Below are 24,892 nucleotides of genomic sequence, written 5' to 3' on the forward strand. Positions count from 1 at the left end.
CAGGCGGTGGCCCTACGATGAGCCCCGATCGACGAGCGACGACGCAGGAGGTCCTGGTGACGGTGCACGGCACGGCGCGCAAGCGCGCGATGGTGGGTGCCCTGGTGGCGAGCGCAGCAGCCCTGCTGACGGCCTGCGCCGGGCAGCCGGGAGCGGCGGCCGTCGTCGACGGCACGAGCATCCCCGCCTCGGACCTGCAGACCGCGCTCGACGAGCTCGAGCCGTACGTCCAGGGCGCCTCGCCGTCGGCCGTGCTCGGTGTCCTCGTCGTGGAGCCGACCGTGGTGCAGATGGCGGCCGACGCCGGAGTGGCGGCGTCCGACGCGGACGCGCAGGCCTTCCTCGACCAGGTGGTCCAGCAGTCGACGCCGGACGAGCACCCGACCTTCGGCCCCGCATCCCTGGCGATCGCGCGGTACTTCGTGGCCTTCACCAACCTCTCGAACCTGTCGAGCCAGGAGGAGGTGACCGCGGACATCACCAAGAAGGTCGCCGACCTCGACGTCGAGGTGAACCCGCGGTTCGGCACCCTCGGCGAGGACAACAAGATCACCGACCCGACGCCGCCGAAGTGGATCATCACGCCGACGACCCCGCCGCCGCTCCCGGACGCCCCGACGAACGAGCCCGGCGACGCGCCGGCGTCCCCGTCCCCGACGCCCACCCCCTGATCGCGTGAGCGACGCGCTGCGCGAGCTCGTGCGGGTCATGGACCGCCTGCGCTCGCCCGGTGGCTGCCCGTGGGACGCGGACCAGACGCACGAGTCGCTGGTGCCGTACGCGCTCGAAGAGACCTACGAGCTGGTCGAGGCGATCGAGACGGGCGACCGTGCCGGGCTGCGCGAGGAGCTCGGCGACGTGCTGCTGCAGGTGGTGTTCCACGCGCGCATCGCGGCGGAGGACCCGGACGACCCGTTCGACGTCGACGACGTGGCCGCGGACCTCGTCGCGAAGCTGGTGCGCCGGCACCCGCACGTGTACGACGAGGCGGCCGTCGTGTCCGACCTGCACGTGCAGTGGGACAAGCTGAAGAACGCCGAGAAGTCCCGCGAGTCCGCGCTCGACGGAGTCCCTCTGGCGCTCGGCGCTCTGGCGCGTGCGCAGAAGATCGCGGGCCGTGCGGCCCGGGCCGGCCTCGAGGTCGCGACGCCGGCCGGCGACGACCTCGGTGCCCGGCTGCTCGCGCTCGCGCTCGAGGCGCACGCGGCCGGCGTGGACGCCGAGGGTGCGCTGCGCCAGGCGGCCGCCGCCTGGGAGGGCACGCTGCGGGACCAGGAGACCAGACCCACCTGAGCAGGACCGGCCCGACGACGAAGGAGCGTAGATGCGGATCGGCATCCCGACGGAGAGTCGGGCCGGTGAACGGCTCGTCGCGGCCACGCCCAGGACGGTGGAGAAGCTGGTCGCCCTCGGCTACGAGGTCGTCGTGCAACGGGGTGCGGGCGAGGGGGCGACGTTCGGTGACGCCGCCTACGAGGACGCCGGGGCGGTCGTCAACGACGACGTGTGGGGGTGCGACGTCGTCGCGAAGGTCAACCCGCCGACGAGCGCCGAGGTCCAGGCGCTGACGCCGGGTTCCACGCTGGTCGCGATGCTCTCGCCCGGGTCGAGCCCCGAGCTGGTCGAGCAGCTGCGGACGCAGGGCGTGACGGCGCTGGCCCTCGACGCGGTGCCTCGGGTGTCGCGGGCGCAGGCGCTCGACGTGCTGAGCACGCTGTCCAACGTCGCCGGCTACCGCGCGGTCGTCGAGGCGGCCCAGGTCTACGGCGGGATGTTCACCGGGCAGGTCACGGCGGCGGGCAAGACCCCGCCCGCCCGCGTGTTCGTCATCGGCGCGGGCGTCGCGGGCCTCGCGGCGATCGGCGCGGCCGGGGCGATGGGCGCCCGGGTCCGCGCGTTCGACGTCCGGCCCGAGGTCGGCGAGCAGATCGAGTCGATGGGTGCGACGTTCGTGCAGGCCGCGGCCGCGCAGCAGGCCGTGAGCGCCGACGGGTACGCGAGCGCGCTGACGCGCGAGCAGGAGGAGCTCACGGCGCAGATGTACGCCACCGAGAGCGCGGACGCCGACATCGTCATCACCACCGCGCTGGTCCGCGGGCACGCGCCGACGACGATCACCGCCGCGATGGTCGCCGGGATGCGCGCCGGGAGCGTGGTCGTCGACCTGGCGGCGTCCGGCGGAGGGAACTGCGAGCTGACCGTCCCGGGGCAGACGGTGCTGACCGACAACGGCGTCACGATCGTCGGGGCCACCGACCTGACGAGCCGGATGCCGCAGCACACCTCCCAGCTGTTCGGCACCAACATCGTCCACCTGCTCCAGCTGCTCACGCCTGCCAAGGACGGATCGCTGGTGCTCGACCTCGACGACCCGGTCCAGCGCGGGATGACCGTGACGCGCGACGGCGAGGTGCTCTGGCCGCCGCCCCCGGTCCAGGTCTCCGCGGCACCGCCCCCCGAGCCGCCGCCCGTCGCCGCGCCCGTGGATCCGCGCCGCGCGCAGCGACGATCCGTCGTCCTCGCGCTCGTGGCGGTCCTGGTGCTGCTCGGCATCTCGTTCGCGCCGGCCGCGTTCCTCGGCCACTTCACCGTCTTCGTGCTGGCGGTGATCGTCGGGTACTACGTCATCTCGAACGTGAGCCACGCGCTGCACACGCCGCTGATGGCCCAGACGAACGCGATCTCCGGGATCATCCTGGTCGGCGCGCTGCTGCAGATCGGCGACGACGACTGGCTGGTGACCGCGCTCGCGGTCGTCGCCGCGTCGGTCGCGAGCATCAACGTGTTCGGCGGCTTCCTCGTCGCCAACCGCATGATCCGCATGTTCCGGAAGGACGCCTGAGGTGCCGGGCTCGCTCGCCCAGGCGGTCTACCTCCTCGCCGCGGTCCTGTTCGTGCTCAGCCTCGCGGGGCTGTCGAAGCAGGAGACCGCGCGACGCGGCAACCTCGCCGGGATCGTCGGCATGGCGTTCGCACTCGTCGCGACGATCGCGCTCGCCCTGCAGCGCTCCGAGCGGTCGGTCGCCGTCACCGGAGGCCTGATCCTCGTCGTGCTCCTGATCGGCGCGACGATCGGCACCTGGCAGGCGCGCCGGGTCGAGATGACGCAGATGCCCGAGCTCATCGCGGTCCTGCACTCGTTCGTCGGCCTCGCCGCCGTGCTCGTCGGCTACAACTCGTTCCTCACCGAGCCGCCCGACCCCGCCCACCTGGTCGAGGTGTTCCTCGGGGTGCTGATCGGCGCCGTGACGTTCACCGGCTCGATCGTCGCGTACCTCAAGCTGTCCACGCGCCTGCGGTCGGCGCCGCTGGCCCTGCCTGGGCGCAACTGGCTCAACCTCGCCATGGTGCTCGCGTGCGGCGGCCTGCTCGCCTGGTTCCTGGCGACGCACGGCGTGCTGCCGCTGCTGCTCATGACGGTGGTCGCGCTGCTCCTCGGGTGGCACCTGGTGGCATCCATCGGCGGCGGCGACATGCCGGTGGTCATCTCGATGCTGAACTCCTACTCCGGCTGGGCGGCCGCCGCGGCGGGCTTCATGCTCGGCAACGACCTGCTGATCGTCACCGGCGCCCTGGTCGGGTCCTCCGGTGCGATCCTGAGCTGGTTCATGTGCAAGGCGATGAACCGGTCGTTCGTCAGCGTGATCCTGGGCGGCTACGGCACGTCCGAAGGGGCGGCCGCCTCCGACGGCGAGCAGGGCGAGCACCACGAGATCACCGCGTCGGGCGTCGCCGAGCTGCTGCTCGAGGCGCGCACCGTCGTGATCACGCCCGGGTACGGCATGGCCGTCGCCAAGGCCCAGTACCCGGTCGCCGAGCTGGTGGCCAAGCTGCGCGCGCGGGGGATCGACGTGCGGTTCGGCGTGCACCCCGTGGCGGGCCGTCTGCCCGGGCACATGAACGTGCTGCTCGCGGAGGCGCGCGTCCCGTACGACATCGTGCTCGAGATGGACGAGATCAACGGCGACCTGGCCGAGACGGACGTCGTGCTCGTCATCGGCGCGAACGACACGGTGAACCCGTCGGCTATCGACGACCCCTCGTCGCCCATCGCCGGCATGCCCGTGCTCGAGGTGTGGAAGGCCGCGCGGGTCATCGTCTTCAAGAGGTCGATGGCCACCGGGTATGCGGGCGTCCAGAACCCGCTGTTCTTCCGCGAGAACACGTCGATGCTCTTCGGGGACGCCAAGGACCAGGTCGAGCAGATCATGCTCACGGTGTGATCGTGAACCGGCACTGTCCACGGTCGAAGGTCTCTACTCGGGCCCCTGCCGCGGCCCACTAGGGTGAGGTCGTAAACCCACCCGCTCGTCGAAGGAGCTCCCATGGCCAGCATCGAGGCCGTCGGCGCCCGCGAGATCTTGGACTCGCGCGGCAACCCCACTGTCGAGGTCGAGGTTGCCCTCGACGACGGCACCATCGCCCGTGCCGCCGTCCCGTCGGGCGCCTCCACGGGTGCGTTCGAGGCCGTCGAGCGCCGTGACGGCGACTCCGCCCGCTACCTCGGCAAGGGCGTCGAGGAGGCCGTGAACGCCGTCATCGACGAGATCGCCCCCGAGCTCATCGGCTTCGAGGCCACGGAGCAGCGCCTGGTCGACGCCGCGCTGATCGACCTCGACGGCACCGCCAACAAGGGCAAGCTCGGCGCCAACGCGATCCTCGGCGTCTCGCTCGCCGTGGCGAAGGCCGCTGCCGACTCCGCCAACCTGCCGCTGTTCCGCTACGTCGGCGGCCCCAACGCGCACGTGCTGCCGGTCCCGATGATGAACATCCTCAACGGTGGGTCGCACGCCGACTCCAACGTCGATATCCAGGAGTTCATGGTCGCGCCCTTCGGCCCGACGACCTACCGCGAGGCCCTGCGCACCGGCGTCGAGATCTACCACTCGCTCAAGTCAGTGCTGAAGAGCAAGGGCCTGTCGACGGGCCTCGGCGACGAGGGCGGCTTCGCCCCGAACCTGCCGAGCAACCGCGACGCGCTGGACCTGATCCTGGTCGCCATCGAGAAGGCCGGCTTCACGCCCGGCGTCGACGTGGGCCTCGCGCTCGACGTCGCCGCCACCGAGTTCTTCAAGGACGGTGCCTACCAGTTCGAGGGCAAGGCGCTCTCGAACGAGGAGATGTCGGCCTACTACGAGTCCCTCGTGGCGGACTACCCGCTGGTCTCCATCGAGGACCCGCTGTCCGAGGACGAGTGGGAGGGCTGGAGCCACCTGGTCTCCACCATCGGCGACAAGGTGCAGATCGTCGGCGACGACCTGTTCGTCACCAACCCCGAGCGCCTGCGCAAGGGCATCGAGCTCAAGTCGGCCAACTCGCTGCTGGTCAAGCTCAACCAGATCGGCACGCTCACCGAGACGCTGGACGCCGTCGAGCTCGCGCAGCGCAGCGGCTTCACGACGATGACCTCGCACCGCTCCGGCGAGACCGAGGACACGACGATCGCGGACCTGTCCGTGGCCACGAACGCCGGCCAGATCAAGACCGGGGCCCCCGCCCGTGGCGAGCGCATCAACAAGTACAACCAGCTCCTGCGCATCGAGGAGGAGCTGGACGACGCCGCCGTCTACGCCGGCCGCTCCGCCTTCCCGCGCTTCAAGGGTTGACGCTCAGTTCTTCTTGACGACGAAGGCCGGTCACCTCACGGTGGCCGGCCTTCGTCGTCGGTGCTCTCAGGCGTCCGACGCCGAGGCCATGAGGGCCGCGATCAGGATGAACGCCGAGACGATCAGGGCCGGCAGCGCGACGATGTAGGTGGTCCGCCAGCCGGCCTTGTGCGACTCGTCGTCGTTGCGCGACCGCATGAACCCGAGCACCGACAGGAAGAGCATCGACGCCGGGCCGATCCAGCCGAGCAGCGGCAGGACCAGGCCGAGCCCGATGCCGACGAGCACGACGAGGACGACCCCCACGCGCTGGTCGGTGATCGAGCGCTTCCGGACGGGCTGCTCGATCTCCTGCTCCGCCGGCCGCACCTTGCGCGACCAGGTTGCCGCGACCTCCGGCGCCGGACCGAGGTTGGCGACGATGGACTGCAGGTCGTCGTCCGTCGGCGCGCGTCCGAGGGTGGCGGCGGACTCGTCGATCTGGTCGGCCACGGCGCCGAGGACGTTGGCGCGCTCGGCAGGCGAGGCGTCCCCGAGGTAGCGCACGAGGTCGCGCAGGTAGGCCGCGACGACCGGTTCTGCGGCGTAGGTCACGAGATGCCCTTCATCGGGGGTCGGCCGCCGGGGCGGCTGCGCGCGGGATGCACCCCGCGCGGCGGCCCTGACCGTAGCCAGCGGGGTACGGCACCTGTCAACTGAGCCCCGGCGCGCCCGTGGGGAGCGGGGTCCGGCAGACGCGGCTCGGGCCGAGGCAGAATCGATCGCATGTCTGCCCCTCGACGCCCGGCGTCCCCGAGCGCGCCGCCGCGGCGTGCGACGGCGCGGACGTCGGCGGGGAAGACCCCGTCCACCGGTTCCGCCGGTTCGTCGTCGACCGCCCGTCCGGCGACGCCCCGCGCGTCGAGCGCAGCACCGCGTCCCTCGTCGTCGACGAGCTCGCGACCGTCGTCGTCGACCGGCCCGTCGTCCTCGTCGCGACCCGCGGCCACCCGGCCCGCCTCCCGCGGCACACCGACGCCTCCGCGCGGCACCGCCCGCGCGGAGAAGGTGCAGCTCAAGGTCCCGCGCCTGTTCACCGTCCGGGCGATGGTGTTCGCGTGCGTCCTGCTGCTCGCGTTCGTGCTCGTCTACCCGACGCTGCACTCCTACCTGAAGCAGAAGTCCGACGTGGACCAGCTGCGCTCGCAGGTCGCCGCCGCCCAGAAGCGCAACGAGGACCTGCAGGCCGACCTCGACCGCTGGAACGACCCGGCCTACGTGGCCGCGCAGGCGCGCGGGCGGCTCTCGTTCGTGCTCCCCGGCGAGAAGGCGTTCCGCGTGATCGACCCCGAGACGGTCCCGGACACCGCACCGACCGAGCAGGGCCCGGCCGCGGCGCTCGACACCGGCGCGACCCTGCCCTGGTACGCCTCCGTGTGGGAGTCGGTGCAGGTGGCCGGCGAGACGCCCGCCGCCACGACGCCGGAGACGGCGGCGACGCCTGCTGCCCCCGCGCCGGGCGACAATGGGACGTCGGCCCCTCCGTCGGGCGGCTGACGCGCCCCGCGACCCGAACGGATTCTCTCGTGCTCCTCGATGCCGTGACCGACCAGGACATCGCCGTGCTCGCCGAGCAGCTCGGCCGGCCGCCGCGCGGCGTGGTCGGCATCGCGGCGCGGTGCGTCTGCGGTCGCCCTCTCGTCGTCCGGACGGCCCCGCGCCTGGACGACGGGACCCCGTTCCCCACGACCTACTACCTGACGTCGCCTCCCGCGGTCGCCGCCGTGAGCACCCGCGAGGCCACCGGGCTCATGAAGGAGCTCACGGCCCGGCTCGCCGACGACGAGGAGCTCGCCGCCGCCTACCGGCGCGCGCACGAGGCCTACCTCGCCGACCGCGAGGAGCTCGGGCACGTCGAGGAGATCGCGGGCATCTCGGCCGGCGGCATGCCCAACCGCGTCAAGTGCCTGCACGTGCTCGTCGGTCACGCCCTCGCGGCCGGCCCGGGAGTCAACCCCATCGGCGACGAGGTCCTCGCCCTCATCCGCGACGAGTGGCGCCCGGACCGCTGCACCTGCTGACCCGTCCGCAACGTCCGCACTCGTGTGGGCTATGACGCCCACGAGCGCTGACGTTGCGCTTCCCTGGCGCCAACGGGGGTGGGGTGGGTGGGAGGATGGTGCGCGTGACGCGTGTGGCTGCCATCGACTGTGGGACCAACTCGATCCGGTTGCTGGTGGCGGACGTCGATCCGCGCGCCGGCACGCTGGTGGACCTGGACCGGCGGATGGAGGTGGTCCGTCTCGGGCAGGGCGTGGACCGCACCGGCCGGATCGCCCCGGAGGCCCTCGAGCGGACGCTCGACGCGGCCCGGCGCTACCACGACATCTGCACCGAGCTGGGCGTCGAGGCGATCCGGTTCGTCGCGACGTCGGCCTCCCGGGACGCCGAGAACCGCGCGGACTTCGTCAAGGGCGTGCACGACGCTCTGGGTGTCGAGCCGGAGGTCGTCGAGGGCCTCGAGGAGGCCGAGCTGTCCTTCAAGGGCGCCACGGGCGTGCTGGCGGGCGAGCACCCGGGACCGTTCCTCGTCGTCGACCTGGGCGGCGGCTCGACCGAGCTCGTCCTCGGCGACGACACGGTCCGGGCCGCGTACTCGATGGACGTCGGGTGCGTGCGGCTGACCGAGCGGCACCTGCACACCGACCCACCGACCGCCGACGAGATCGCGCGGTCCCGCCGCGACGTCGGCGCGGCCCTCGACACGGCGTCCACCCACGTGCCGCTCGGCGAGGCGGTCACGCTGGTCGGGCTGGCGGGCACCGTCACGACCGTGACGGCCCATGCGCTCGGGCTGGCCACCTACGACCCGCACGCGATCGACGGCTCGGTCCTGCCCGTCGAGAAGGTGCTCGCGGCCTGCGACGACCTCCTGGCCCGCAACCACGAGGAGCGGGCGGCGCTCGGGTTCATGCACCCCGGACGCGTCGACGTGATCGGTGCCGGAGCGCTGGTCTGGCACGAGGTCGTCAGCCGGGTTCGTGACGACGTCGCGCGGGCCGGGGGAGAGCTGACCTCCGTCGTCACCTCCGAGCACGACATCCTCGACGGCATCGCCTGGAGCGTCGCCACGCGCTGAGCGGTCCGACGAGGTCGCACGGCCGGTCGCGCCGACGCCGACAGACTCCGGACGACTCGCCGGTGTCGTGTCGTGGACGGTAGTGCGCAGTGTGTACTACCGTCGCGTCTGCGGGAGCTCGGAGGGGGCTCCCGCACCAATCTCGCCGGCGCCGGACGCGTCGGCCACGGGGATACCGGAGGAGGTCGCATGGACACGACCCAGCTGCTCAAAGGAGTGCTGGACCTGGCCGTGCTCGCCGTCGTGAGCGACGAGGACGGGTACGGGTACGACGTCGTGCGACGCCTGCGGGCGGCGGGCATCGAGGAGGTCGGGGACGCGTCGGTGTACGGCACGCTGCGCCGGCTGTACTCGTCGGGAGCGCTGACGTCGTACGTCGTGCCCAGCGACGAGGGACCGCACCGCAAGTACTACGGCATCAACGCCCAGGGCCGAGCGATGCTCGACGCCCAGCGCAAGGACTGGCAGGAGTTCGCAGGCACGATGGGCCGCCTGCTCGAGACGGAGGTCGTGCGATGAGCGTCCTGGACAGCACCGAGGTTCTGGACGTCGCGGGCTACGCCGCCGCGGTGCGCCGCAGCCTGGCCGACCTCGGGCCGGACCAGGTGGACGACCTGACGGACGACCTCGAGGCCGACCTCGCCGACGCGCTCGCGGACGAGCGGCACAACGCGCACGGGCGCGGGGTGCTGGAGCAGTTCGGGCCGCCCGAGGAGTACGCGGCCGAGCTGCGTGCGGCCGCGGGCCTGCTCCCGATGGCGGCCCCGGAGCGCCGTCCGCTGCGGGAGCTGGCCGGCGCCCCGAAGGCGTCTCTGCTCCGCCTGCTCGGGCACCTGCGCGAGGAGCGCTGGTGGCCGCCGGTCGAGGGGTTCCTGGTCTCGATCCGCCCGTTCTGGTGGCTCGTGCGGGCGTGGGTGGGCTACCAGGTGGCGATGTTCTTCCTGGGCTTCCAGTCGTGGCTGCCCGAGTCGGTGCCCGCGTTCGTCTTCCTCGCGGTCCTCGTCGTCCTGAGCGTGCAGTGGGGTCGCGGCACCTGGTTCCGGTCGGGAGCGATGCACGGGCTGGCGGTCGTGGCCAACCTCCTGGCGATCGTCACGGTGCTGCCCGTCACGTTCGGCCTCCAGATGCAGACGGACAGCTGGGAGAACGCGTACCACGGAGGCGCTTCCTCGACCGGCCCGGAGGTGCCGTCCAACGGCGTCCTCGTCGACGGGGAACCGGTCGGCAACATCTTCGCCTACGACGCCGACGGCAACCCCCTGACGGATGTACAGCTCTTCGACGAGCTCGGTCGCCCGATCCGCACCGAGAGCTACTACGACTCGGCGCCCGTGTGGGATCCCGGCGGCCGGGAGACGTGGCAGCTTCTCAGCCGGACGGACGCCGACGGTCGCACGCGGTGGAACGCGTTCCCCTTGAGCGGCGCACCGATGGCGGACCTCGAGAGCGACGTGAACGGCGAGTGGCAGCTCCGTGCCGGAGCTACGGCGAAGACCCCGCCGCCACCGTTCGCCAAGGCACCGGCCCTGGAGACCGCTGCGGACACGGAGGCCGACACGACCGTCCCCACCCCGAGCGCGAGCGCCCCTGCGCCCGCAGCGACGGACGCGGTCGTTCCGCCGGTCACCGCTCCGTGAGGCCTCGTGGGACGGCGCACGTCGCCAGACGTGCGCCGTCTCACAGTCTCTGGACGCCCACTGTGCGCATCGTCACCGGCTCAGGTAGGGCGTCGGACGAGCGGCGCCGCTACCGTTGAGGTATGCCTTCCTCAGCCTCGGACGTCGCCAGCCCCCAGGCCACCGTGGAGCCAGCGGCCAGGCCCAAGCCCCGCAAGGTCCCGCGCGTCGTCGTGCTCGGCGGCGGCACCGTCGGCCTCTACACGGCCCGCCGGCTGCGCAAGCGCCTCGGCAAGCGCGAGGCCGCGATCGTCGTCGTCGACCCCCGCCCGTACATGACGTACGCCCCGTTCCTGCCGGAGACCGCGGCCGGGTCCATCGACCCCCGCAACGTCGTCGCCCCGCACCGCCGCGCCCTCAAGGGCGTCGACGTGCTGCAGGGCAAGGTCAGCCAGATCAACCACGCCGAGCGCACGGTGGAGATCACGCCCGAGGAGGGCGACTCCTACTGGATCACCTACGACCACCTCGTCGTCGGCCTCGGGTCGGTCGCCCGCACGCTTCCGATCCCCGGGCTCGCTGAGATCGGCATCGGCTTCAAGAACGTCGAAGAGGCCATCGCGCTGCGCAACCACGTGCTCAACCGCATCGACGTGGCCGCCAGCACCTGGGACCCCGAGCTGCGTCGCCGGATGCTCACGTTCGTCTTCGTCGGCGGCGGGTTCGCCGGTGTCGAGGCGCTCGGTGAGGTCGAGGACATGGCCCGCGCCGCAGTGAAGTACTACAAGGCCATCGAGCAGGAAGAGCTGCGCTTCGTCCTGGTCGAGGGCTCGCCGCGCATCCTGCCCGAGGTCAGCGAGGAGCTGGGCGGGTACACGCTCGAGGTCCTGCGCAAGCGCGCCATCGAGATCCACCTGTCCACGTTCCTGAGCAGCTGCATCGACGGCCATGTCGTCCTGTCGAACAAGATGGAGTTCGACGCCGAGACGATCGTGTGGACCGCGGGCGTGAAGGCCAACCCGGTCCTCAAGGACTCGGACCTGCCGCTGGACAAGATGGGCCGCCTCATCTGCAACGCGTACCTGCAGGTGACGCAGGAGGACGGGACGGTCGTCCCGGACGCCTACGGTGCCGGCGACTGCGCCGCGGTGCCCGACCTGTACAACCCCGGTCAGTTCTGCCCGCCCAACGCCCAGCACGCGCTGCGCGAGGGCAACCACCTCGGCGACAACCTGGCCCGCGTCCTGCGCTCTGCACCGCCCACCGAGTACAAGCACAAGAACGTCGGCGCGGTCGCCTCGCTCGGCATGTACAAGGGCGTCGCGCAGATGTTCGGCCGGATCAAGGTCAAGGGCTTCTTCGCCTGGGTGCTGCACCGCACGTACCACGTCGCGGCCATGCCCACCTTCAACCGCAAGGTCCGTATCGCTGCCGGGTGGACCGGTGCGCTGCTCCTGCGTCGCGAGGTCGTCGCGCTCGGCAGCCTGCACGACCCACGCGCCGAGTTCCGCGCCGCATCCGTGCCGGCCAAGCCTCGCGCCGTCGACGTCGGGGAGGTCCTGCCGCCGCAGAAGGCCGAGCCCGGCTCTCCGGCTGCGAAGGCTGCGTCCGCCTGAGCCTTCCGACGAGCCCCCGGTCCGTACGCGACCGGGGGCTTCGTCGTTCCCTGGCAGGATGAGCGGCGTCCGCCCCCGTAGCCCAACTGGCAGAGGCAGCCGGCTTAAACCCGGCCCAGTCCGGGTTCAAATCCCGGCGGGGGCACGTTCAGGCGACGCAGAACTCGTTGCCTTCGGGGTCCGCCATCACGACGTGGTCGAGCTCGCCGCGCAGGTCGTGCTCCTGCAGGACGGTGGCTCCGGCCGCGACGAAGCGGTCGACGGCGGCGCGGATCAGCGGCTCGCGCACCGCCTGCGGCTGCGAGCGTCCGCCCGAGACCTTGACGTCCAGGTGCAGCCGGTTCTTGGCGGTCTTGCCCTCCGGCACCTTGAGGAACGAGATCGACGGGAGCACGTCGGCGGGGTCGGCCAGGTAGGCGCCGTCGTCCCACTCGTCCTCGGGCACCTCGTGGTGGGTCAGCCAGTCCTCCCACGTCGCGAAGCCGTCCGGGGGCGGGGGAGTGACGTAGCCGAGCGCCGGGCCCCAGAACGCGGCCATGACGGCCGGGCTGGCGCAGTCGAACGTGAGCGACCAGGCCATCAGAGCAGGCCCGCGGCCACTTCGGCCTGTTCGATCGTGGCGAGCCAGTCGCGCTTGGTGGCGCGCCAGCCCTCGTCGTCGGCCCCCAGGCGCCAGTACCCCGAGACCGACAGCTGCTCGCGCGGGACCTCCCGTTCGCCGCGCACGTGACGGCGCAGCTCGCGGACCGCGCCGGCCTCCCCGTGCACGAACGCGCTGACCGGCTGCGGCAGCGGCGGCAGGGCCGCGACGGCGTCGACGAGGGCCAGGCCGGAGACGCCGAAGCCCTGGTGGACCCAGTGCACGTGCACGCCGGCGGGTGCGGTCAGCGGGATCTCGTCCTCGGGTCCGTGGACCTCGATGACGGCGTGGCCGACGGCATCGGGCGCGAGTCGCTCGAGCGCGACGGCGATCGCGGGCAGGGCGCTCGCGTCGCCGGCGAACAGGTGGGAGGCCGCCGTCGGCTCCGGCGACCACGCGCCGCCCGGGCCGACGAGCAGGACCTCGTCGCCGACCGCGGCACCCGCGGCCCACGGTCCGGCCAGGCCCTCGTCGCCGTGCACGACGAAGTCGAGCGTGAGCTCACCGTCCGCATAGCCGCGGACCGTGTACGAGCGCTGCCGAGGCTGGCTGTCGGGCGGGAGCGTCGCGCGGACGGCGTCGAGGTCGAGACGCCCGTCGTCGCGCAGCGGCCGGGGCGTCCCGTCCGGCAGGAACACGACCTTGACGTAGGAGTCCGCGTGCGGGGACGGCTCGAACGCGGCCAGGCCCGGTCCGCCGACGACCACCCGGACCATCGTCGCCGAGAGGCGCTCCGTGCGGACCACCTCGGCGACGAGCGGGGCGGGGCGGGACTTGGCCTTCTGAGCCGGGGCGTCGGTCATCGGTGTCCTTCGTCTGGGGGTGGCACAACGCTAACCCCCGCGCGCGGTCAGCCGCGTCCGCCATGGACGTCGAGGTCGTCGTTCAGGCGGGCGAGCGGTCGGTGGGCGAGCGGGTGCTTCGGTCGATGTGGAACCAGGACGCCGAGGCGCTGGAGGGTGCGCCCGAGGGGGCGCTCGGCGGGCTGGTCTGACGAGACGAACGACGGGGCGGTCCGAAGATCCGGACCGCCCCGTCGTCGTGGTGCGTCAGGCGTCGCGCTTCTTGAGCAGGACGGCCGCCGCGGTGAGGATCACGACGATCCACACGAGCAGAACGCCGTAGCCCTGCCACGCCGTCAGGTCGGCACCGATCGGCGAGCTCGCCGCGGCCTCCGCGAGCTGCGCGTCGGTCTGGGTGACCTGCTGACCGGCGACGCCGGGCAGGAACGGGAACATGTAGGTGAGCGGCTTCCACGGGATCGCACCGAACAGGATCGGGGCGACGAGCAGGAGGCCGAGCACCGTCGCGACCGCCGCGGCCGAGTGCCGCAGGAGCGCACCGAGCGCGAACGCGAACAGCGCGATCGTCGCGAGGTACAGCGCGGTGCCCCCGAGGGCCCGGAGCGTCTGGCCGTCCGACCAGTCGATGGAGAAGTCCTTGCTGTCGAAGAACAGCGCCTGCAGGACCGCCGAGACGGCCAGCGCGACGACCGCTGCGACGAGGACCGACACCATGAGCACGATGGCCTTGGACCACAGCACCGGGAGGCGCTTGGGCACGGCCGACAGGCTCGATCGGATCATGCCGGTGGTGTACTCGCTGGTGATGGTCAGGGCGCCGAGGACGGCGAGCGCCAGCTGGGCGAGCGTGACGGCCACCGCGAACGGTCCGAGCGCGTCCGCGGCCTGCGAGGCGGGCGGGCCGCCCTCGGCCTCGGAGGGAGCGTTGACGAACGCCAGGCTGATCAGGACGACCAGGCTGACCGTCGCGAACAGGAAGATCCCGAGCGTCCAGATGGTCGAGCGGACCGACCAGAACTTGATCCACTCGCTGCGCAGCAGGTGCGGGAACGAGAGCTTGCCCTTGGGCGTGGCGACCGCCGGGGTGGTCGTCGGGGTGGCGACTGCGGTGCTCATCGGGAGCCCTCCTGCGTGAGCTCGGCGGGAACCTCGGACGAGTGGTACTCGACCGAGTCCTGCGTCAGGGACATGTACGCCTCCTCGAGCGAGCCGGAGACCGGCGTGAGCTCGTGCAGGACGAAGCGGTTGGCGGCGGCGAGCTCGCCCACCTGGACGGTCGTGGCGCCGGTGACGGTCAGCACGCCGGCCTCGTCCGACGTCACGGTGACCTCCGGACCCTGCAGCAGGGCGGCGATGTCGGTGGCGTGCGGAGAGACGACGCGGACCGTCTCCTTGGTGGCCTGGGCGATCACGGTCGCCGTCGGTCCGTCGGCGATGATCTTGCCGCGGCCGATGACGAGCAGGTGGTCGGCGGTGAGGGCCATCTCGCTCATGAGGTGCGAGGACAGGAACACGGTCCGGCCCTCGGAGGCGAGGTAGCGGACCAGGTTGCGGACCCACAGGACGCCCTCGGGGTCGAGCCCGTTGACCGGCTCGTCCAGGATCAGCGTGCGCGGGTCGCCGACGAGGGCGGCCGCGATGCCGAGGCGCTGGCCCATGCCGAGCGAGAACCCGCCGACGCGGCGCTTGGCCACGGCGTCCAGGCCGGTCATCGCGATGACCTCGTTGACGCGCTTGTCCCCGATGCCGTGCGTCGCCGCGATGGCGCGCAGGTGGTTGCGGGCGCTGCGACCGGTGTGCACGGCCTTGGCCTCGAGCAGGGCGCCCACCTCGGTGAGGGGGGAGTGGTGCTGGGCGTACGGCTTGCCGTTGACGATCACGGAGCCGCCCGAGGGGCGGTCAAGGCCCATGATCATGCGCATCGTGGTGGACTTCCCGGCACCGTTCGGGCCCAGGAACCCGGTCACCCGGCCCGGCTGGACGGTGAACGTGATGCCGTCCACTGCGGTCTTCGGCCCGTACCTCTTGGTCAGGCCTTGTGCCTCGATCATTTCCAGATCCTCAACTGTCGGGAGCACTGCCGAGAACGACCCTAGGTGCCGGCGACGACACCGTGCATCGACCCATGGGAGGAGGACGGCACTCCGTTCGGAGGATGCGACGTGTCGCCTGGAACGATCCCCTGCCCCAAGGCGTTCGCTACGGTGACAGACTTGTACAAACGCGCCCGATCCGTCCAGGAGGACGCCATGGCCAACCCGATCTTCGACAACAGTCCCGTCTTCCAGGACCCTGTCCAGCGCAGGGGTCAGAAGGCACCCGCGCCGCAGGACGCTGTGACGTACGCGACCACGGCCACCGCCGCGACCGACGCGGCCTCGCTCGAGGCGCTCTACGGCTCACCGTCCGCCACGAGCCGCGACACGGCCCGCATGACGTACGACGACGTCATCATGAAGACGGCCGGACTGCTCGCCGTCCTCGTGGTCGTCGGCGCCGCGACCTGGGTCCTCGCGCCGGGTCTGTGGATCCTGGGCGCGATCGTCGGCCTCGTGCTGGGCCTGGTCAACGCGTTCAAGAAGCAGCCCAGCCCGGTCCTGATCCTGCTGTACGCCGCGTTCGAGGGCATGTTCCTGGGCGGGCTGAGCAAGTTCTACGAGGAGCAGTGGGACGGGATCGTCGGGCAGGCCGTGCTGGCCACCATCTCGGTGTTCGCGGTCTCCCTGGTGCTCTTCCGCTCGGGCAAGATCCGCGTGACGCCGAAGTTCCAGCGCACCGTGATCATCGGCCTCGTCGGCTACCTGGTGTTCTCGCTGATCAACGTCGTCTTGATGCTCTTCGGGGTGAACGGCGGCCAGTTCGGTCCGCTGCGCTCGGGCTGGCTCGGCGTCGCGGTCGGCCTGATCGCCGTCGCCCTGGCGGCCGCGAGCCTGATCATCGACTTCGACTCGATCAAGCGCGGCGTCGAGAAGGGCGTCCCGGCCAAGCTCGCCTGGGTGGCCGCCTTCGGCCTCGTCGTGACGCTGATCTGGCTCTACCTCGAGCTGCTGCGCATCCTCGCGATCTTCCGAAACTAGCTCCGCCCGCATGGTCTGACGGCTGCCCGGGTGCGAAGATCGCACCCGGGCAGTCGTGCGTCCGCTGCCCGGTACCCGAGCGCGACGGAGCATCGTGAAGTACGCCAAGCACATCTCTGAGCTCGTCGGCGGCACCCCGCTCGTCCAGCTCACCACGGTCACCGAGGGCATCGCGGCCACGATCCTGGCCAAGGTCGAGTATCTGAACCCCGGTGGGTCCGTGAAGGACCGGATCGCGCTGAAGATGATCGAGGCGGCCGAGGCGTCGGGGGAGCTCCAGCCCGGCGGCACGATCGTGGAGCCGACGAGCGGCAACACCGGAGTGGGTCTCGCGCTGGTCGCCCAGCGCAAGGGGTACCGCTGCGTGTTCGTCTGCCCCGACAAGGTCAGCCAGGACAAGCGCGACGTGCTGCGGGCCTACGGCGCCGAGGTCGTCGTGACCCCGACGGCGGTCGCGCCGGACCATCCCGACTCCTACTACTCCGTCTCCGACCGGCTGGTTCGCGAGATCCCGGGGGCGTGGAAGCCGAACCAGTACGCCAACCAGAACGGGCCCGCGAGCCACTACGAGTCGACGGGCCCGGAGATCTGGGCGGACACCGACGGGCTGGTCACGCACGTCGTGGCGGGCGTGGGGACGGGCGGCACCATCACCGGGACCGGGCGGTACCTCAAGGAGGTGTCCGACGGTCGTGTCGTGGTGATCGGCGCGGACCCCGCCGGCTCGGTGTACTCGGGCGGCGACGGGCGGCCGTACCTCGTCGAGGGCGTCGGGGAGGACTTCTGGCCGACGGCCTACGACCCCAGCGTCCCCGACGAGATCATCGCCGTCTCCGACGCCGACTCGTTCGCCATGACCCGCCGCCTGGCGCGCGAGGAGGGCCTCCTCGTCGGCGGCTCGTGCGGGATGGCCGTGGTGGCCGCGCTGGAGTACGCGAAGGACCTGCCGGCCGACGCGGTCGTCGTCGTGATCCTGCCCGACGGCGGACGCGGCTACCTGTCCAAGATCTTCAACGACTCGTGGATGCGGTCGTACGGGTTCCTCGCGGCCGCCGAGGGGGCGACCGTGGCCGACGTGCTGCGGACCAAGACCGGCGCGTTGCCCGACCTCGTGCACACGCACCCCAACGAGACCGTGCGCGACGCGATCTCGATCCTGCACGAGTACGGCGTCTCGCAGATGCCCGTCGTCGGCGCGGAGCCGCCCGTGAAGATCGGTGAGGTCGCCGGGTCGGTCAGCGAGCGGGTGCTGCTGGACGCGGTGTTCTCGGGCGAGGCGCAGCTCGCCGACCGCGTCGACCGGCACATGTCGCCCGCGATGCCGTTGATCGGATCCGGTGAAGGCGTCGCGTCCGCTCGCGAAGCGCTGCAGAAGGCGGATGCCCTGATGGTGGTCGACGACGGGTCGCCGGTCGGGGTCCTCACACGACACGACCTGTTGGGGTTCCTGGCGCGGTGAGCCCCGGTGGGGTCACACGCGCAGTCGTGTGAGGCCGCCGACCAGCCCGTCGACGAGGAACGAGAAGCTCGCGTCGACGTCCTCGGGCATCCCGAACCCGCCGCCCAGCTCCAGCACGACGAACCCGTGCACCGCGGCCCGGACGGCGCGGACGGCGTCGATCCGGTTCTCGGGCGGCACGCCGAGCTGTTCGACGCCCCGCGTGAGGTCCTCGACCACCGCAGCGCTCGCGTCGCGGACGTCCTGGGCGGCCGGGTCGTGGATCCAGGCGGTGCCCTGGACGGCGTCGTAGCGGCCCGGGGTGGCACGCGCGTAGTCGCGCGTCGCGTGGCCCATCTCCGAGAGGGTGTCGAGGTCGCGCATGATCCCGGCGAGCTGCTGGACGCACACGAGCGCGACGTCGCGCCGCAGGCCTGGGAGGCCGTCGACGTGCTTGTAGAGGCTCGGCACCGCGACGCCGGCCCTGGCCGCGACCGCGGCCAGCGTGAGGTCGGCGTAGCCCGAGGGGCCACCGTCGTCGACCACGGACAGTGCCAGGTCGACGACCGGGATGAGGGTGACCTCGGCGTCGACCGCGGAGCGTAGCCAGAGGGCCTCCGCCGCCGGGTCCTTGAAGTCGGGGTCGATGGCCCCGACGAACGCGAGGACCGGCGCGACGACCTCGCCGAGCCGCGCCTCGACCGGCGCGTGCGTGAGCTGGAGCGTCAGGTGCCGGAACGAGCGCAGGTGCCCGGGCCGCTTGAGCGACGCCTTGATGTCCGCGACGTGCTCGTCGAGCCACGGGCTCTGCGTGCCGCGCGAGAAGTAGGTGCGGTAGAGGCGGGCCCACAGGGCGGCACCCCACGGGCGTTCGAGCGCGACCCGGACCAGGCCGTGCATGGTGGCGGTCGTCGCGGCGGACGCCGGCGGGTCGCGCAGCAGCGGGCCGGTCAGCACGAGGCCCGCGACGAGGTCGGGTCGCTCGGCGGCGGCCCACGCGGCGGAGGCCGCGCCCATCGAGTTGCCGCCGACGACCGCGGGACCGCCGAGGTGCTCGACCAGGGCGATGATGTCCTGGCCGGTGACCACGTCGCCGTGCGTGGCGAACGTGGTGTCCGAGTCCCCGTGGCCGCGCAGGTCCATGCTGGCCACGCGGTACCCGGCGTCGGTCAGGGGGCCGACGACGTCCCGCCACGTGCTGCGCAGGTCTCCCATGCCGGGGACGAGAACGACGAGCGGTGCGTCGGCGGCACCGTCGAGGGTGTACGCGATGCGGCCTTCGGGGCGGTTGATGTACTGGCTCATGACTCAAAGCTAATGGCATTAGCTTTCGTCGTCAACCCCCGGATTCGGCGGCTGTCAGGGCTGGGCGGCAAGATGGGCGGGCACAGTCATCCAGCAAAGGAGTGGTCATGTCCGCAGCGCTGCCCGAGGTCTCGGGTTCCTTCGGCGAGAAGCCGACCCTGACGTTCCCGGCGGACTCGCCGTCCGGTGAGCTCGAGGTCTCGGTCCTCTCCCGCGGCGACGGCGCGCTCGTCGAGGCCGGCGACGACATCGAGGTGCACTACCTCGGTCAGTCCTGGAACGGCGGGGTCTTCGACAACTCGTACGACCGTCGCTCCTCGATCAGCTTCGGCATCGGCGTGGGCCAGGTCATCGCGGGCTGGGACGAGGGTCTCGTCGGCCAGCAGGTCGGTTCCCGCGTGCTGCTCTCGGTCCCGTCGCACCTGGGCTACGGCGACCGTGGCGTGCCGCAGGCCGGCATCAAGGGCGGCGACACGCTCGTGTTCGTCGTCGACATCGTCGGCACCAGCCACTGATCTCGTGACCGCCGGGCCCCCGCTGCGCTCGATCGGCGGGGGCCCGTCGTGTCCGAGCTGAGCATCGGGGAGTTCGCCCGACGCTCCGGGCTCTCGCTCAAGGCGTTGCGGCTCTACGACGCCCGCGGGCTCCTGCCGCCCGTCCGGGTGGATGCCGAGACCGGCTACCGGTTCTACGCGCCCGAGCAGCTCGAGCGTGCGCACACGATCGCGCTGATGCGGCGGCTCGACATGCCGCTGACGATGATCGCCGACGTGCTGGCGCAGCCGCCCAGCCAGGTCGGGGTCACCTTGCGGGGCTGGTGGGACGGGCGTCAGCGCGACCTGTCGGAGCACGGTCCGGCGGTCGACCTGGTGCTGACGTCGCTCGGCGTCCCGTCGTTCCCCAGCCCGCCCGGCCGGTTCGGGGTGGACGACGTCGTCGTCGCCGAGATGCCGGCACGCCTCGTCGCGACGATCCAGCAGCACGTGCTCCAGGAGGACCTCGTGCCGACGATCATGGGCGACGTGACCGAGCTGCACGCCTTCCTCGACGCCGGGGGAGCGCGCTACGGCGCCGAGTACTGGGTGGTGTTCCACGGCGCCGTCGGCTTCGACGGCGACGGTCCGATCGAGGTCTGCGTGCCCTACGAGGGTCTGGTCGCACCCGCGGGCCGGATCGGGTTGCGCGAGGAGCCCGCCCACACCGTCGCCTACGTGCCGGTGACCGCCGCGGAGTGCCGCTACCCGGAGATCATCGGCGCGTACGTGGCGCTGGAGACGTGGCTCGTCGGGCGGTCCGTGGTGGGCGCCGTGCGGGAGATCTACCCCGTCCCGTGGACCGACGACGGCGTGGTCGTGCACGTCGCCCAGCCCGTCTCTTGACCCTGCCCCTGGGGCAGACGCCAGGGTGGGGCACATGCCGAACCTCGACGCCTACGCCACGCACAGCGCCTACAGCGACCCGGGCCCGTACGCGGGCCTGCTCGACACCCTCCCGACCGACTCCGGGGCCCTCCACCAGGCAGCGTGCAACGCGGTCATCCACTACCGCGGTGCCGCCGAGTCGCTGTACGCGGGCCAGGACGCGGACGTCGACCTGCGCTGGCTCGCCGACATCCTGCGGGTGACTCAGGAGCGGTCCTCCGCCCCGCTCACCGAGCCGCGCGCGCCGCACGACCAGGTCGCCGGCTGCTGCCGCGACCACACTCTGGTCGCCGTCGCGGTGCTGCGTCAGCACGGCATCCCCGCGCGCAGCCGCGTCGGGTTCGCCGGCTACTTCCGGCCCGGGTTCCACCACGACCACGTGGTCGGCGAGCGGTGGGACGGCACGCGCTGGGTGCGGTTCGACCCGGAGCTGAACCACGAGGAGGACTGGTTCGACTTCGACTCGCACGACCTGCCGACGGGCTACGGCGCACCCTTCGAGACGGCCGCCGAGGTGTGGCTCGCCCATCGCGCGGGCCGGACCGACGCCTCCACCTACGGCGTCGACCCGTCGCTGCCGCACCTGTGCGGGCCCGAGTTCGTCCGCGGCTACGTGGTGACCGAGCTGGCCCACCGGCAGCGTGACGAGATGCTCCTGTGGGACGTGTGGGGAGACATCGACCCCGACACGACGACTCCTGCGGAGGAGCTCGACGCGCTCGCGGACGAGATCGCCGCGCTGCTGGTCGCCGCGGACGCGGGCGACGAGGCCGCCGAGCGCACCCTCGAGCAGCGGTACGCGTCCGACCCGCGGCTGCGGGCGGCCGGCGTCGTCACGCTCTCGCCGGTCGGACGGGTGGGGGACGCGGACCTGGATGCCCGGGTCACGAGCTGGCGTGCGCGGGACGCCGTCGTCTGACCGACGCGCTACGACAAAACGTGCCGCTCCAGGAAGGCGTTGCGGAAGACGCCCTCGGGGTCGGTCCGGGCGACCAGCGCACGGAAGTCGTCCCAGCGGGGGTAGAGGCGGGCGAGGGAGCGGTCCTCGTCGGCGAAGAGCTTCCCCCAGTGCGGGCGGGCGTCGAAGGGAGCCAGGGCGGCCTCGAGCGTGGGCAGGAGGGCGGCCACCTCGTTGTCCCGCGGGTGCCAGGTGAAGTGGATGCCGACGCGGTCGCCGCCGTGCGCGGTGGAGAGCCAGAGGTCGTCTCCGGCGATCGTGCGCACCTCGCTGACCTGCAGCAGCGGGGCGATCTGGTCGCAGAGGGCACGGATCGCCTGGAGCGCCTCGACCGCTCCGGACCGAGGCACCAGGTACTCCGTCTGCAGCTCGGCACCGTTGCTGGGCGTGAAGTCGAGGCGGAAGTGCGGCAGGCGCTCGTGCCACGGACCGGGCGACGCGAGCTGGGCGGTCGTGTGGACGGGGTCGATGTCGGGCAGAGGGTGGCGCTGGGTGGTGGCTGGGGTGGCGCCGTAGAACGAGTCCCGCGGCTCGAAGGAGGGGGACACCCGGGTCTTGCGCCAGACCTGCTGGATCCCGGACCCGCGCCAGTCCGTGAACAGGCTGACCGAGCCGGCGCTCGAGGTCACGTCGTCGAGGTTGGCCAGCGCCGCGTCCCACGGCAGGTCCTCGTGCACCTCCTGCACGACGTCGTAGGTGGGCTCGATGTCGAGCGTCACCTCGACGGCGATCCCGAGAGCGCCGAGCGCCACGACCGACCCCGCGAAGTCGTCGTCCCCCCGCACGACGGACCGCAGGGACCCGTCGGCGGACACGAGAACCAGGCCCGACACGGCGGCCGCCAGGTTCTGCGACCGGTCGCCCGAGCCGTGCGTGGCGGTGGCGACCGCACCGGCCACGGAGATGTGGGGAAGCGACGCCAGGTTGCCCAGCGCCCACCCGGCCGAGTGCAGCTCCTGGGCCAGCGTCCCGTACCGGGTCCCGGCCGAGACGGTGACCGTCCGGGCGTCGGGATCGATGCGCACCGACGAGGGCAGGCCGTCCAGGGCGACGAGCGTGCCGGGTCCGTCGGCGAGGTCGTTGAAGCAGTGCCGGGTGCCGAGCGCCCGCACCCGACGGGCCGACGCGACGATCTGCGACAGCTCCTCGACGCTGCGCGGGTGCTGCACGACGGAGGCGCGGTAGGCGTAGTTGCCTGCCCAGTTGGTGAGGGTCACGGACTCACCGTAGGCGCCGTCACGAAGATGTCGAACAGGGCCGGGTCGTGGGCGTGCACCAGCACCATGAACACGAAGAGGTCGAACAGCAGGTGCACGCAGACCACGTAGGTCAGGGACGTCGTCCGTCGGAAGATCCAGCCCTGGACCAGCGCGAACGGGACCGTCAGCAGCGGCCCCCACGACCGGTAGCCGAGCTCCCACAGGAACGAGACGAACACCAGCGTCTGCAGGACGTTCGCGAGCCAGAACGGGAAGTGGGTGCGCAGGAGCGCGAGCACGATGCAGATGAAGAACAGCTCGTCCCAGATCCCCACGGCGTTCACGCCGACGAACAGCCGGGCGACGTCGCCGGGGCCGTCGAGGGCCGGCCAGTTCTGCCAGACGCCGGACCGCAGGAAGTACGCGGGCAGGATCAGGTACGCGAAGACCGCGACGGCGACCAGGTACACGGCCTGCCAGCGGTCCCAGCGGCGGCCGGTGCGGACCGGGAAGTGGATCGCGTCGTCGTGGAAGACGCGGCGGGAGAGCAGCACGGGCACGACGACCGCGAGGCCGAGCGCCACGGTGAACCGCAGCATCCCCGCGTTCGACAGGTCGGCGTGCAGCGAGATCGAGCTGACGATCGCGATGCCGAGCCCGATCAGGCCGAGGTCGCGCCCGAGGCGGCGGTCGGCCAGCAGCCCCAGGGCGATGCCGACGACGAGCGGCAGGTAGCCGAGCGGGCGCACGTGCACGGCGAAGATCAGGATCGCGGACCCGCAGACGAGCGCGGCGGCGAGGACGCGGAGCAACCCGACCGAGGGTGCCTGGTCCGTGGACGTCGACGAGGCGGAGGTCGCGGTCATGGCGACAGTCTGGTGCCGGACACTGTCTCCATGACGGACGAGACGCCCCAGCAGCTGCCCCGGATCGCCATCACCTACTGCACGCAGTGCCGCTGGCTGCTGCGCGCGGCGTGGTTCGGCCAGGAGCTCCTGACCACCTTCCAGCGCGAGCTCGGCGAGGTCGCGCTGCGTCCGTCGACGGGCGGCGGCGGGGTCTTCCGCGTCGAGGTGGACGGTGTGCTGCTCTGGGACCGCAAGGAGCAGGGCGGGTTCCCGGAGATCACCGCGCTCAAGCGGCTGGTGCGCGACGTCGTCGCACCGGACAAGCCGCTGGGCCATTCCGACGTGTGAACACCCAGGTGGACCGGGGTCCAACGCCGCGTGGACACGCGTGGACCGACCGTCGGGGCTGTCGATACGTTCTCCACGGACCGGCAGGCGTCAGCGTCGACGCCCGTCGGCCCGAAGAGCCAGATCGAGGGCGGCCGGTCACCGGCCGCGGGGGACGCGTACCGGCCCCACCTCGGACGGACGGCCGACAAGCGGGGGCGAGTCGGCCGTCCGCCCGACGGCTCAGGCTCCGGTGGGACGCGGGCAGGTGGCGCCCGTCGCGTGCACCGGGCAGTAGCCGGCCGGGAACTTGTCGAGGTACTGCTGGTGGTAGCCCTCGGCGTAGTAGAACGGGCCGGCCTCGTCGGCGGAGCGGATCTCCGTCGTGATCGTGCCGAAGCCCCGCTCGGTCAGGCGCGGCTGGAAGTCCGCGAGCGTGCTGCGCGCGGCCAGCTCCTGCTCGGGCGTCGTCGTGTAGATCGCTGAGCGGTACTGGGTGCCGGCGTCGTTGCCCTGCCGGTAGCCCTGCGTCGGGTCGTGGTTCTCCCAGAACGTGCGGATGACGTCACCGGCCGACACGACGGCCGGGTCGTAGGCCACCAGGACGATCTCGGTGTGCCCGGTCATGCCGGTGCACGTCTCTTCGTAGGTGGGGAAGGGGGTGAAGCCGCCCTGGTAGCCGACGGCGGTCGTCACGACGCCGGGCAGGTTCCAGAAGGTCTTCTCTGCACCCCAGAAACAGCCCAGCGCCAGGTAGATGACCTCGGTGCCCTCGGGCCAGGGGCCCTGCAGAGGAGTGCCGAGGACGGTGTGGGTCGTGGGGATCTTGTACGCGTACGCGTCACGGCCCGCCAGAGCCCGCTCCGGGGTCACCATCGTGGTCTTGAGGGCGGATCCGAACAGCCAGTTCATGGTCTTGA

27 protein-coding genes and 1 tRNA gene are annotated in these 24,892 nt (G+C 72.0%); 19 read left to right on the plus strand and 9 right to left on the minus strand.

Annotated features, from left to right (window positions below):
- Positions 1-17 precede the first annotated feature (17 nt).
- The 5 genes from AC1DUE_RS13160 (at position 18) to eno (ending at position 5,606) form a co-directional block, all read left to right on the plus strand.
- Entirely contained in the window at positions 18-671 is a 654-nt protein-coding gene (locus AC1DUE_RS13160) for a SurA N-terminal domain-containing protein (RefSeq protein WP_477039875.1), read from the plus strand.
- A 4-nt stretch (positions 672-675) separates the two neighbouring features.
- Positions 676-1,293, plus strand: coding sequence for a nucleoside triphosphate pyrophosphohydrolase (locus tag AC1DUE_RS13165; protein ID WP_477039876.1), 618 nt, complete (start codon positions 676-678; stop codon positions 1,291-1,293).
- A gap of 31 nt (positions 1,294-1,324) precedes the next feature.
- Entirely contained in the window at positions 1,325-2,842 is a 1,518-nt protein-coding gene (locus AC1DUE_RS13170) for a Re/Si-specific NAD(P)(+) transhydrogenase subunit alpha (RefSeq protein ID WP_477039877.1), read from the plus strand.
- A 1-nt stretch (position 2,843) separates the two neighbouring features.
- Positions 2,844-4,223, plus strand: coding sequence for a Re/Si-specific NAD(P)(+) transhydrogenase subunit beta (gene pntB, locus AC1DUE_RS13175; protein ID WP_477039878.1), 1,380 nt, complete (start codon positions 2,844-2,846; stop codon positions 4,221-4,223).
- A gap of 102 nt (positions 4,224-4,325) precedes the next feature.
- Positions 4,326-5,606 (plus strand): phosphopyruvate hydratase, encoded by a 1,281-nt coding sequence (gene eno / locus AC1DUE_RS13180; protein ID WP_477039879.1) that lies wholly within the window; start codon positions 4,326-4,328, stop codon positions 5,604-5,606.
- A 66-nt stretch (positions 5,607-5,672) separates the two neighbouring features.
- Here the strand turns inward: eno and AC1DUE_RS13185 are convergent, their stop codons facing one another.
- Positions 5,673-6,200 (minus strand): hypothetical protein, encoded by a 528-nt coding sequence (locus tag AC1DUE_RS13185; protein WP_477039880.1) that lies wholly within the window; start codon positions 6,198-6,200, stop codon positions 5,673-5,675.
- Between the two features lie 171 nt (positions 6,201-6,371).
- Here AC1DUE_RS13185 and AC1DUE_RS13190 point away from each other — a divergent pair, with 171 nt between their 5' ends.
- The 7 genes from AC1DUE_RS13190 to AC1DUE_RS13220 all read left to right on the plus strand — a co-directional run bounded on the left by AC1DUE_RS13190 (position 6,372) and on the right by AC1DUE_RS13220 (position 12,101).
- Positions 6,372-7,142: an FtsB family cell division protein gene (locus tag AC1DUE_RS13190; protein ID WP_477039881.1), complete on the plus strand. Its 771-nt coding sequence runs from the start codon at positions 6,372-6,374 to the stop codon at positions 7,140-7,142.
- A 29-nt stretch (positions 7,143-7,171) separates the two neighbouring features.
- Complete coding sequence (locus AC1DUE_RS13195; RefSeq protein WP_477039882.1) at positions 7,172-7,666, plus strand: DUF501 domain-containing protein; 495 nt, start codon at positions 7,172-7,174, stop codon at positions 7,664-7,666.
- Between the two features lie 104 nt (positions 7,667-7,770).
- Entirely contained in the window at positions 7,771-8,724 is a 954-nt protein-coding gene (locus AC1DUE_RS13200) for a Ppx/GppA phosphatase family protein (protein ID WP_477039883.1), read from the plus strand.
- Between the two features lie 189 nt (positions 8,725-8,913).
- Positions 8,914-9,243: a PadR family transcriptional regulator gene (locus AC1DUE_RS13205; protein WP_477039884.1), complete on the plus strand. Its 330-nt coding sequence runs from the start codon at positions 8,914-8,916 to the stop codon at positions 9,241-9,243.
- Positions 9,240-10,361, plus strand: coding sequence for an HAAS signaling domain-containing protein (locus AC1DUE_RS13210; RefSeq protein WP_477039885.1), 1,122 nt, complete (start codon positions 9,240-9,242; stop codon positions 10,359-10,361). Before AC1DUE_RS13205 ends, AC1DUE_RS13210 begins: the two co-directional genes overlap by 4 nt.
- A gap of 122 nt (positions 10,362-10,483) precedes the next feature.
- The gene (locus tag AC1DUE_RS13215; protein WP_477039886.1) at positions 10,484-11,956 is read left to right on the plus strand and encodes an NAD(P)/FAD-dependent oxidoreductase; all 1,473 of its coding nucleotides are present in this window, start codon (positions 10,484-10,486) and stop codon (positions 11,954-11,956) included.
- A gap of 71 nt (positions 11,957-12,027) precedes the next feature.
- A tRNA-Leu gene (locus AC1DUE_RS13220) sits at positions 12,028-12,101 on the plus strand.
- A 3-nt stretch (positions 12,102-12,104) separates the two neighbouring features.
- Here the strand turns inward: AC1DUE_RS13220 and AC1DUE_RS13225 are convergent.
- The gene (locus AC1DUE_RS13225) at positions 12,105-12,536 is read right to left on the minus strand and encodes a VOC family protein (protein WP_477039887.1); all 432 of its coding nucleotides are present in this window, start codon (positions 12,534-12,536) and stop codon (positions 12,105-12,107) included.
- Positions 12,536-13,399: a siderophore-interacting protein gene (locus tag AC1DUE_RS13230; protein ID WP_477039888.1), complete on the minus strand. Its 864-nt coding sequence runs from the start codon at positions 13,397-13,399 to the stop codon at positions 12,536-12,538. Before AC1DUE_RS13230 ends, AC1DUE_RS13225 begins: the two co-directional genes overlap by 1 nt.
- A 62-nt stretch (positions 13,400-13,461) precedes the next feature.
- Between AC1DUE_RS13230 and AC1DUE_RS13235 the strand changes: the two genes are divergently transcribed.
- Positions 13,462-13,590, plus strand: a complete 129-nt coding sequence (locus tag AC1DUE_RS13235; protein ID WP_477039889.1) for a hypothetical protein — start codon at positions 13,462-13,464, stop codon at positions 13,588-13,590.
- Between the two features lie 55 nt (positions 13,591-13,645).
- On the opposite strand, the gene AC1DUE_RS13240 is transcribed toward AC1DUE_RS13235, so the two are convergent.
- On the minus strand, positions 13,646-14,515 hold the full coding sequence (locus AC1DUE_RS13240) for an ABC-2 transporter permease (RefSeq protein ID WP_477039890.1): 870 nt from the start codon (positions 14,513-14,515) through the stop codon (positions 13,646-13,648).
- Entirely contained in the window at positions 14,512-15,450 is a 939-nt protein-coding gene (locus AC1DUE_RS13245; RefSeq protein WP_477039891.1) for an ABC transporter ATP-binding protein, read from the minus strand. The genes AC1DUE_RS13240 and AC1DUE_RS13245 overlap by 4 nt, the downstream gene beginning before the upstream one ends.
- 198 nt (positions 15,451-15,648) lie before the next feature.
- Between AC1DUE_RS13245 and AC1DUE_RS13250 the strand changes: the two genes are divergently transcribed.
- Positions 15,649-16,476, plus strand: a complete 828-nt coding sequence (locus AC1DUE_RS13250; RefSeq protein ID WP_477039892.1) for a Bax inhibitor-1/YccA family protein — start codon at positions 15,649-15,651, stop codon at positions 16,474-16,476.
- A gap of 94 nt (positions 16,477-16,570) precedes the next feature.
- Positions 16,571-17,935, plus strand: coding sequence for a cystathionine beta-synthase (locus tag AC1DUE_RS13255; protein WP_477039893.1), 1,365 nt, complete (start codon positions 16,571-16,573; stop codon positions 17,933-17,935).
- 12 nt (positions 17,936-17,947) lie between these two features.
- On the opposite strand, the gene AC1DUE_RS13260 is transcribed toward AC1DUE_RS13255, so the two are convergent.
- Positions 17,948-19,219 (minus strand): alpha/beta fold hydrolase, encoded by a 1,272-nt coding sequence (locus AC1DUE_RS13260; protein WP_477039894.1) that lies wholly within the window; start codon positions 19,217-19,219, stop codon positions 17,948-17,950.
- 107 nt (positions 19,220-19,326) lie between these two features.
- Here AC1DUE_RS13260 and AC1DUE_RS13265 point away from each other — a divergent pair, with 107 nt between their 5' ends.
- The 3 genes from AC1DUE_RS13265 to AC1DUE_RS13275 are packed head-to-tail and all read left to right on the plus strand — an operon-like array spanning position 19,327 to position 21,559.
- Positions 19,327-19,734 carry an FKBP-type peptidyl-prolyl cis-trans isomerase gene (locus AC1DUE_RS13265; protein ID WP_477039895.1) on the plus strand — a complete coding sequence of 136 codons (408 nt, stop codon included), beginning with the start codon at positions 19,327-19,329 and terminating at the stop codon, positions 19,732-19,734.
- Between the two features lie 48 nt (positions 19,735-19,782).
- Positions 19,783-20,598, plus strand: a complete 816-nt coding sequence (locus tag AC1DUE_RS13270; RefSeq protein ID WP_477039896.1) for a MerR family transcriptional regulator — start codon at positions 19,783-19,785, stop codon at positions 20,596-20,598.
- Between the two features lie 34 nt (positions 20,599-20,632).
- Positions 20,633-21,559 carry a transglutaminase-like domain-containing protein gene (locus tag AC1DUE_RS13275; RefSeq protein WP_477039897.1) on the plus strand — a complete coding sequence of 309 codons (927 nt, stop codon included), beginning with the start codon at positions 20,633-20,635 and terminating at the stop codon, positions 21,557-21,559.
- Between the two features lie 8 nt (positions 21,560-21,567).
- On the opposite strand, the gene AC1DUE_RS13280 is transcribed toward AC1DUE_RS13275, so the two are convergent.
- Together AC1DUE_RS13280 and AC1DUE_RS13285 are read right to left on the minus strand one after the other, a co-directional pair.
- Positions 21,568-22,815 carry a D-arabinono-1,4-lactone oxidase gene (locus AC1DUE_RS13280; RefSeq protein ID WP_477039898.1) on the minus strand — a complete coding sequence of 416 codons (1,248 nt, stop codon included), beginning with the start codon at positions 22,813-22,815 and terminating at the stop codon, positions 21,568-21,570.
- Positions 22,812-23,663 (minus strand): CPBP family glutamic-type intramembrane protease, encoded by an 852-nt coding sequence (locus tag AC1DUE_RS13285; RefSeq protein WP_477039899.1) that lies wholly within the window; start codon positions 23,661-23,663, stop codon positions 22,812-22,814. The genes AC1DUE_RS13280 and AC1DUE_RS13285 overlap by 4 nt, the downstream gene beginning before the upstream one ends.
- Before the next feature lie 30 nt (positions 23,664-23,693).
- Between AC1DUE_RS13285 and AC1DUE_RS13290 the strand changes: the two genes are divergently transcribed.
- On the plus strand, positions 23,694-23,993 hold the full coding sequence (locus tag AC1DUE_RS13290) for an Rdx family protein (RefSeq protein WP_477039900.1): 300 nt from the start codon (positions 23,694-23,696) through the stop codon (positions 23,991-23,993).
- A 222-nt stretch (positions 23,994-24,215) separates the two neighbouring features.
- Here AC1DUE_RS13290 and msrA read toward each other — a convergent pair whose 3' ends face one another.
- Positions 24,216-24,884, minus strand: coding sequence for a peptide-methionine (S)-S-oxide reductase MsrA (gene msrA / locus AC1DUE_RS13295; protein ID WP_477039935.1), 669 nt, complete (start codon positions 24,882-24,884; stop codon positions 24,216-24,218).
- Positions 24,885-24,892: the final 8 nt, after the last annotated feature.

Source organism: Cellulomonas sp. P4_A2, assembly GCF_056402515.1.

What these genes read in the sequence shown, in the direction of transcription:
- AC1DUE_RS13160 (WP_477039875.1), top strand. Translation starts at nt 18, where the DNA reads ATGAGCCCCGATCGACGAGCGACGACGCAGGAGGTCCTGGTGACGGTG.
- AC1DUE_RS13170 (WP_477039877.1), top strand. Translation starts at nt 1,325, where the DNA reads ATGCGGATCGGCATCCCGACGGAGAGTCGGGCCGGTGAACGGCTCGTC.
- eno (WP_477039879.1), top strand. Translation starts at nt 4,326, where the DNA reads ATGGCCAGCATCGAGGCCGTCGGCGCCCGCGAGATCTTGGACTCGCGC.
- AC1DUE_RS13190 (WP_477039881.1), top strand. Translation starts at nt 6,372, where the DNA reads ATGTCTGCCCCTCGACGCCCGGCGTCCCCGAGCGCGCCGCCGCGGCGT.
- AC1DUE_RS13205 (WP_477039884.1), top strand. Translation starts at nt 8,914, where the DNA reads ATGGACACGACCCAGCTGCTCAAAGGAGTGCTGGACCTGGCCGTGCTC.
- AC1DUE_RS13210 (WP_477039885.1), top strand. Translation starts at nt 9,240, where the DNA reads ATGAGCGTCCTGGACAGCACCGAGGTTCTGGACGTCGCGGGCTACGCC.
- AC1DUE_RS13215 (WP_477039886.1), top strand. Translation starts at nt 10,484, where the DNA reads ATGCCTTCCTCAGCCTCGGACGTCGCCAGCCCCCAGGCCACCGTGGAG.
- AC1DUE_RS13225 (WP_477039887.1), bottom strand. Translation starts at nt 12,536, where the DNA reads ATGGCCTGGTCGCTCACGTTCGACTGCGCCAGCCCGGCCGTCATGGCC.
- AC1DUE_RS13230 (WP_477039888.1), bottom strand. Translation starts at nt 13,399, where the DNA reads ATGACCGACGCCCCGGCTCAGAAGGCCAAGTCCCGCCCCGCCCCGCTC.
- AC1DUE_RS13235 (WP_477039889.1), top strand. Translation starts at nt 13,462, where the DNA reads ATGGACGTCGAGGTCGTCGTTCAGGCGGGCGAGCGGTCGGTGGGCGAG.
- AC1DUE_RS13240 (WP_477039890.1), bottom strand. Translation starts at nt 14,515, where the DNA reads ATGAGCACCGCAGTCGCCACCCCGACGACCACCCCGGCGGTCGCCACG.
- AC1DUE_RS13245 (WP_477039891.1), bottom strand. Translation starts at nt 15,450, where the DNA reads ATGATCGAGGCACAAGGCCTGACCAAGAGGTACGGGCCGAAGACCGCA.
- AC1DUE_RS13250 (WP_477039892.1), top strand. Translation starts at nt 15,649, where the DNA reads ATGGCCAACCCGATCTTCGACAACAGTCCCGTCTTCCAGGACCCTGTC.
- AC1DUE_RS13260 (WP_477039894.1), bottom strand. Translation starts at nt 19,219, where the DNA reads ATGAGCCAGTACATCAACCGCCCCGAAGGCCGCATCGCGTACACCCTC.
- AC1DUE_RS13265 (WP_477039895.1), top strand. Translation starts at nt 19,327, where the DNA reads ATGTCCGCAGCGCTGCCCGAGGTCTCGGGTTCCTTCGGCGAGAAGCCG.
- AC1DUE_RS13275 (WP_477039897.1), top strand. Translation starts at nt 20,633, where the DNA reads ATGCCGAACCTCGACGCCTACGCCACGCACAGCGCCTACAGCGACCCG.
- AC1DUE_RS13285 (WP_477039899.1), bottom strand. Translation starts at nt 23,663, where the DNA reads ATGACCGCGACCTCCGCCTCGTCGACGTCCACGGACCAGGCACCCTCG.
- AC1DUE_RS13290 (WP_477039900.1), top strand. Translation starts at nt 23,694, where the DNA reads ATGACGGACGAGACGCCCCAGCAGCTGCCCCGGATCGCCATCACCTAC.
- msrA (WP_477039935.1), bottom strand. Translation starts at nt 24,884, where the DNA reads ATGAACTGGCTGTTCGGATCCGCCCTCAAGACCACGATGGTGACCCCG.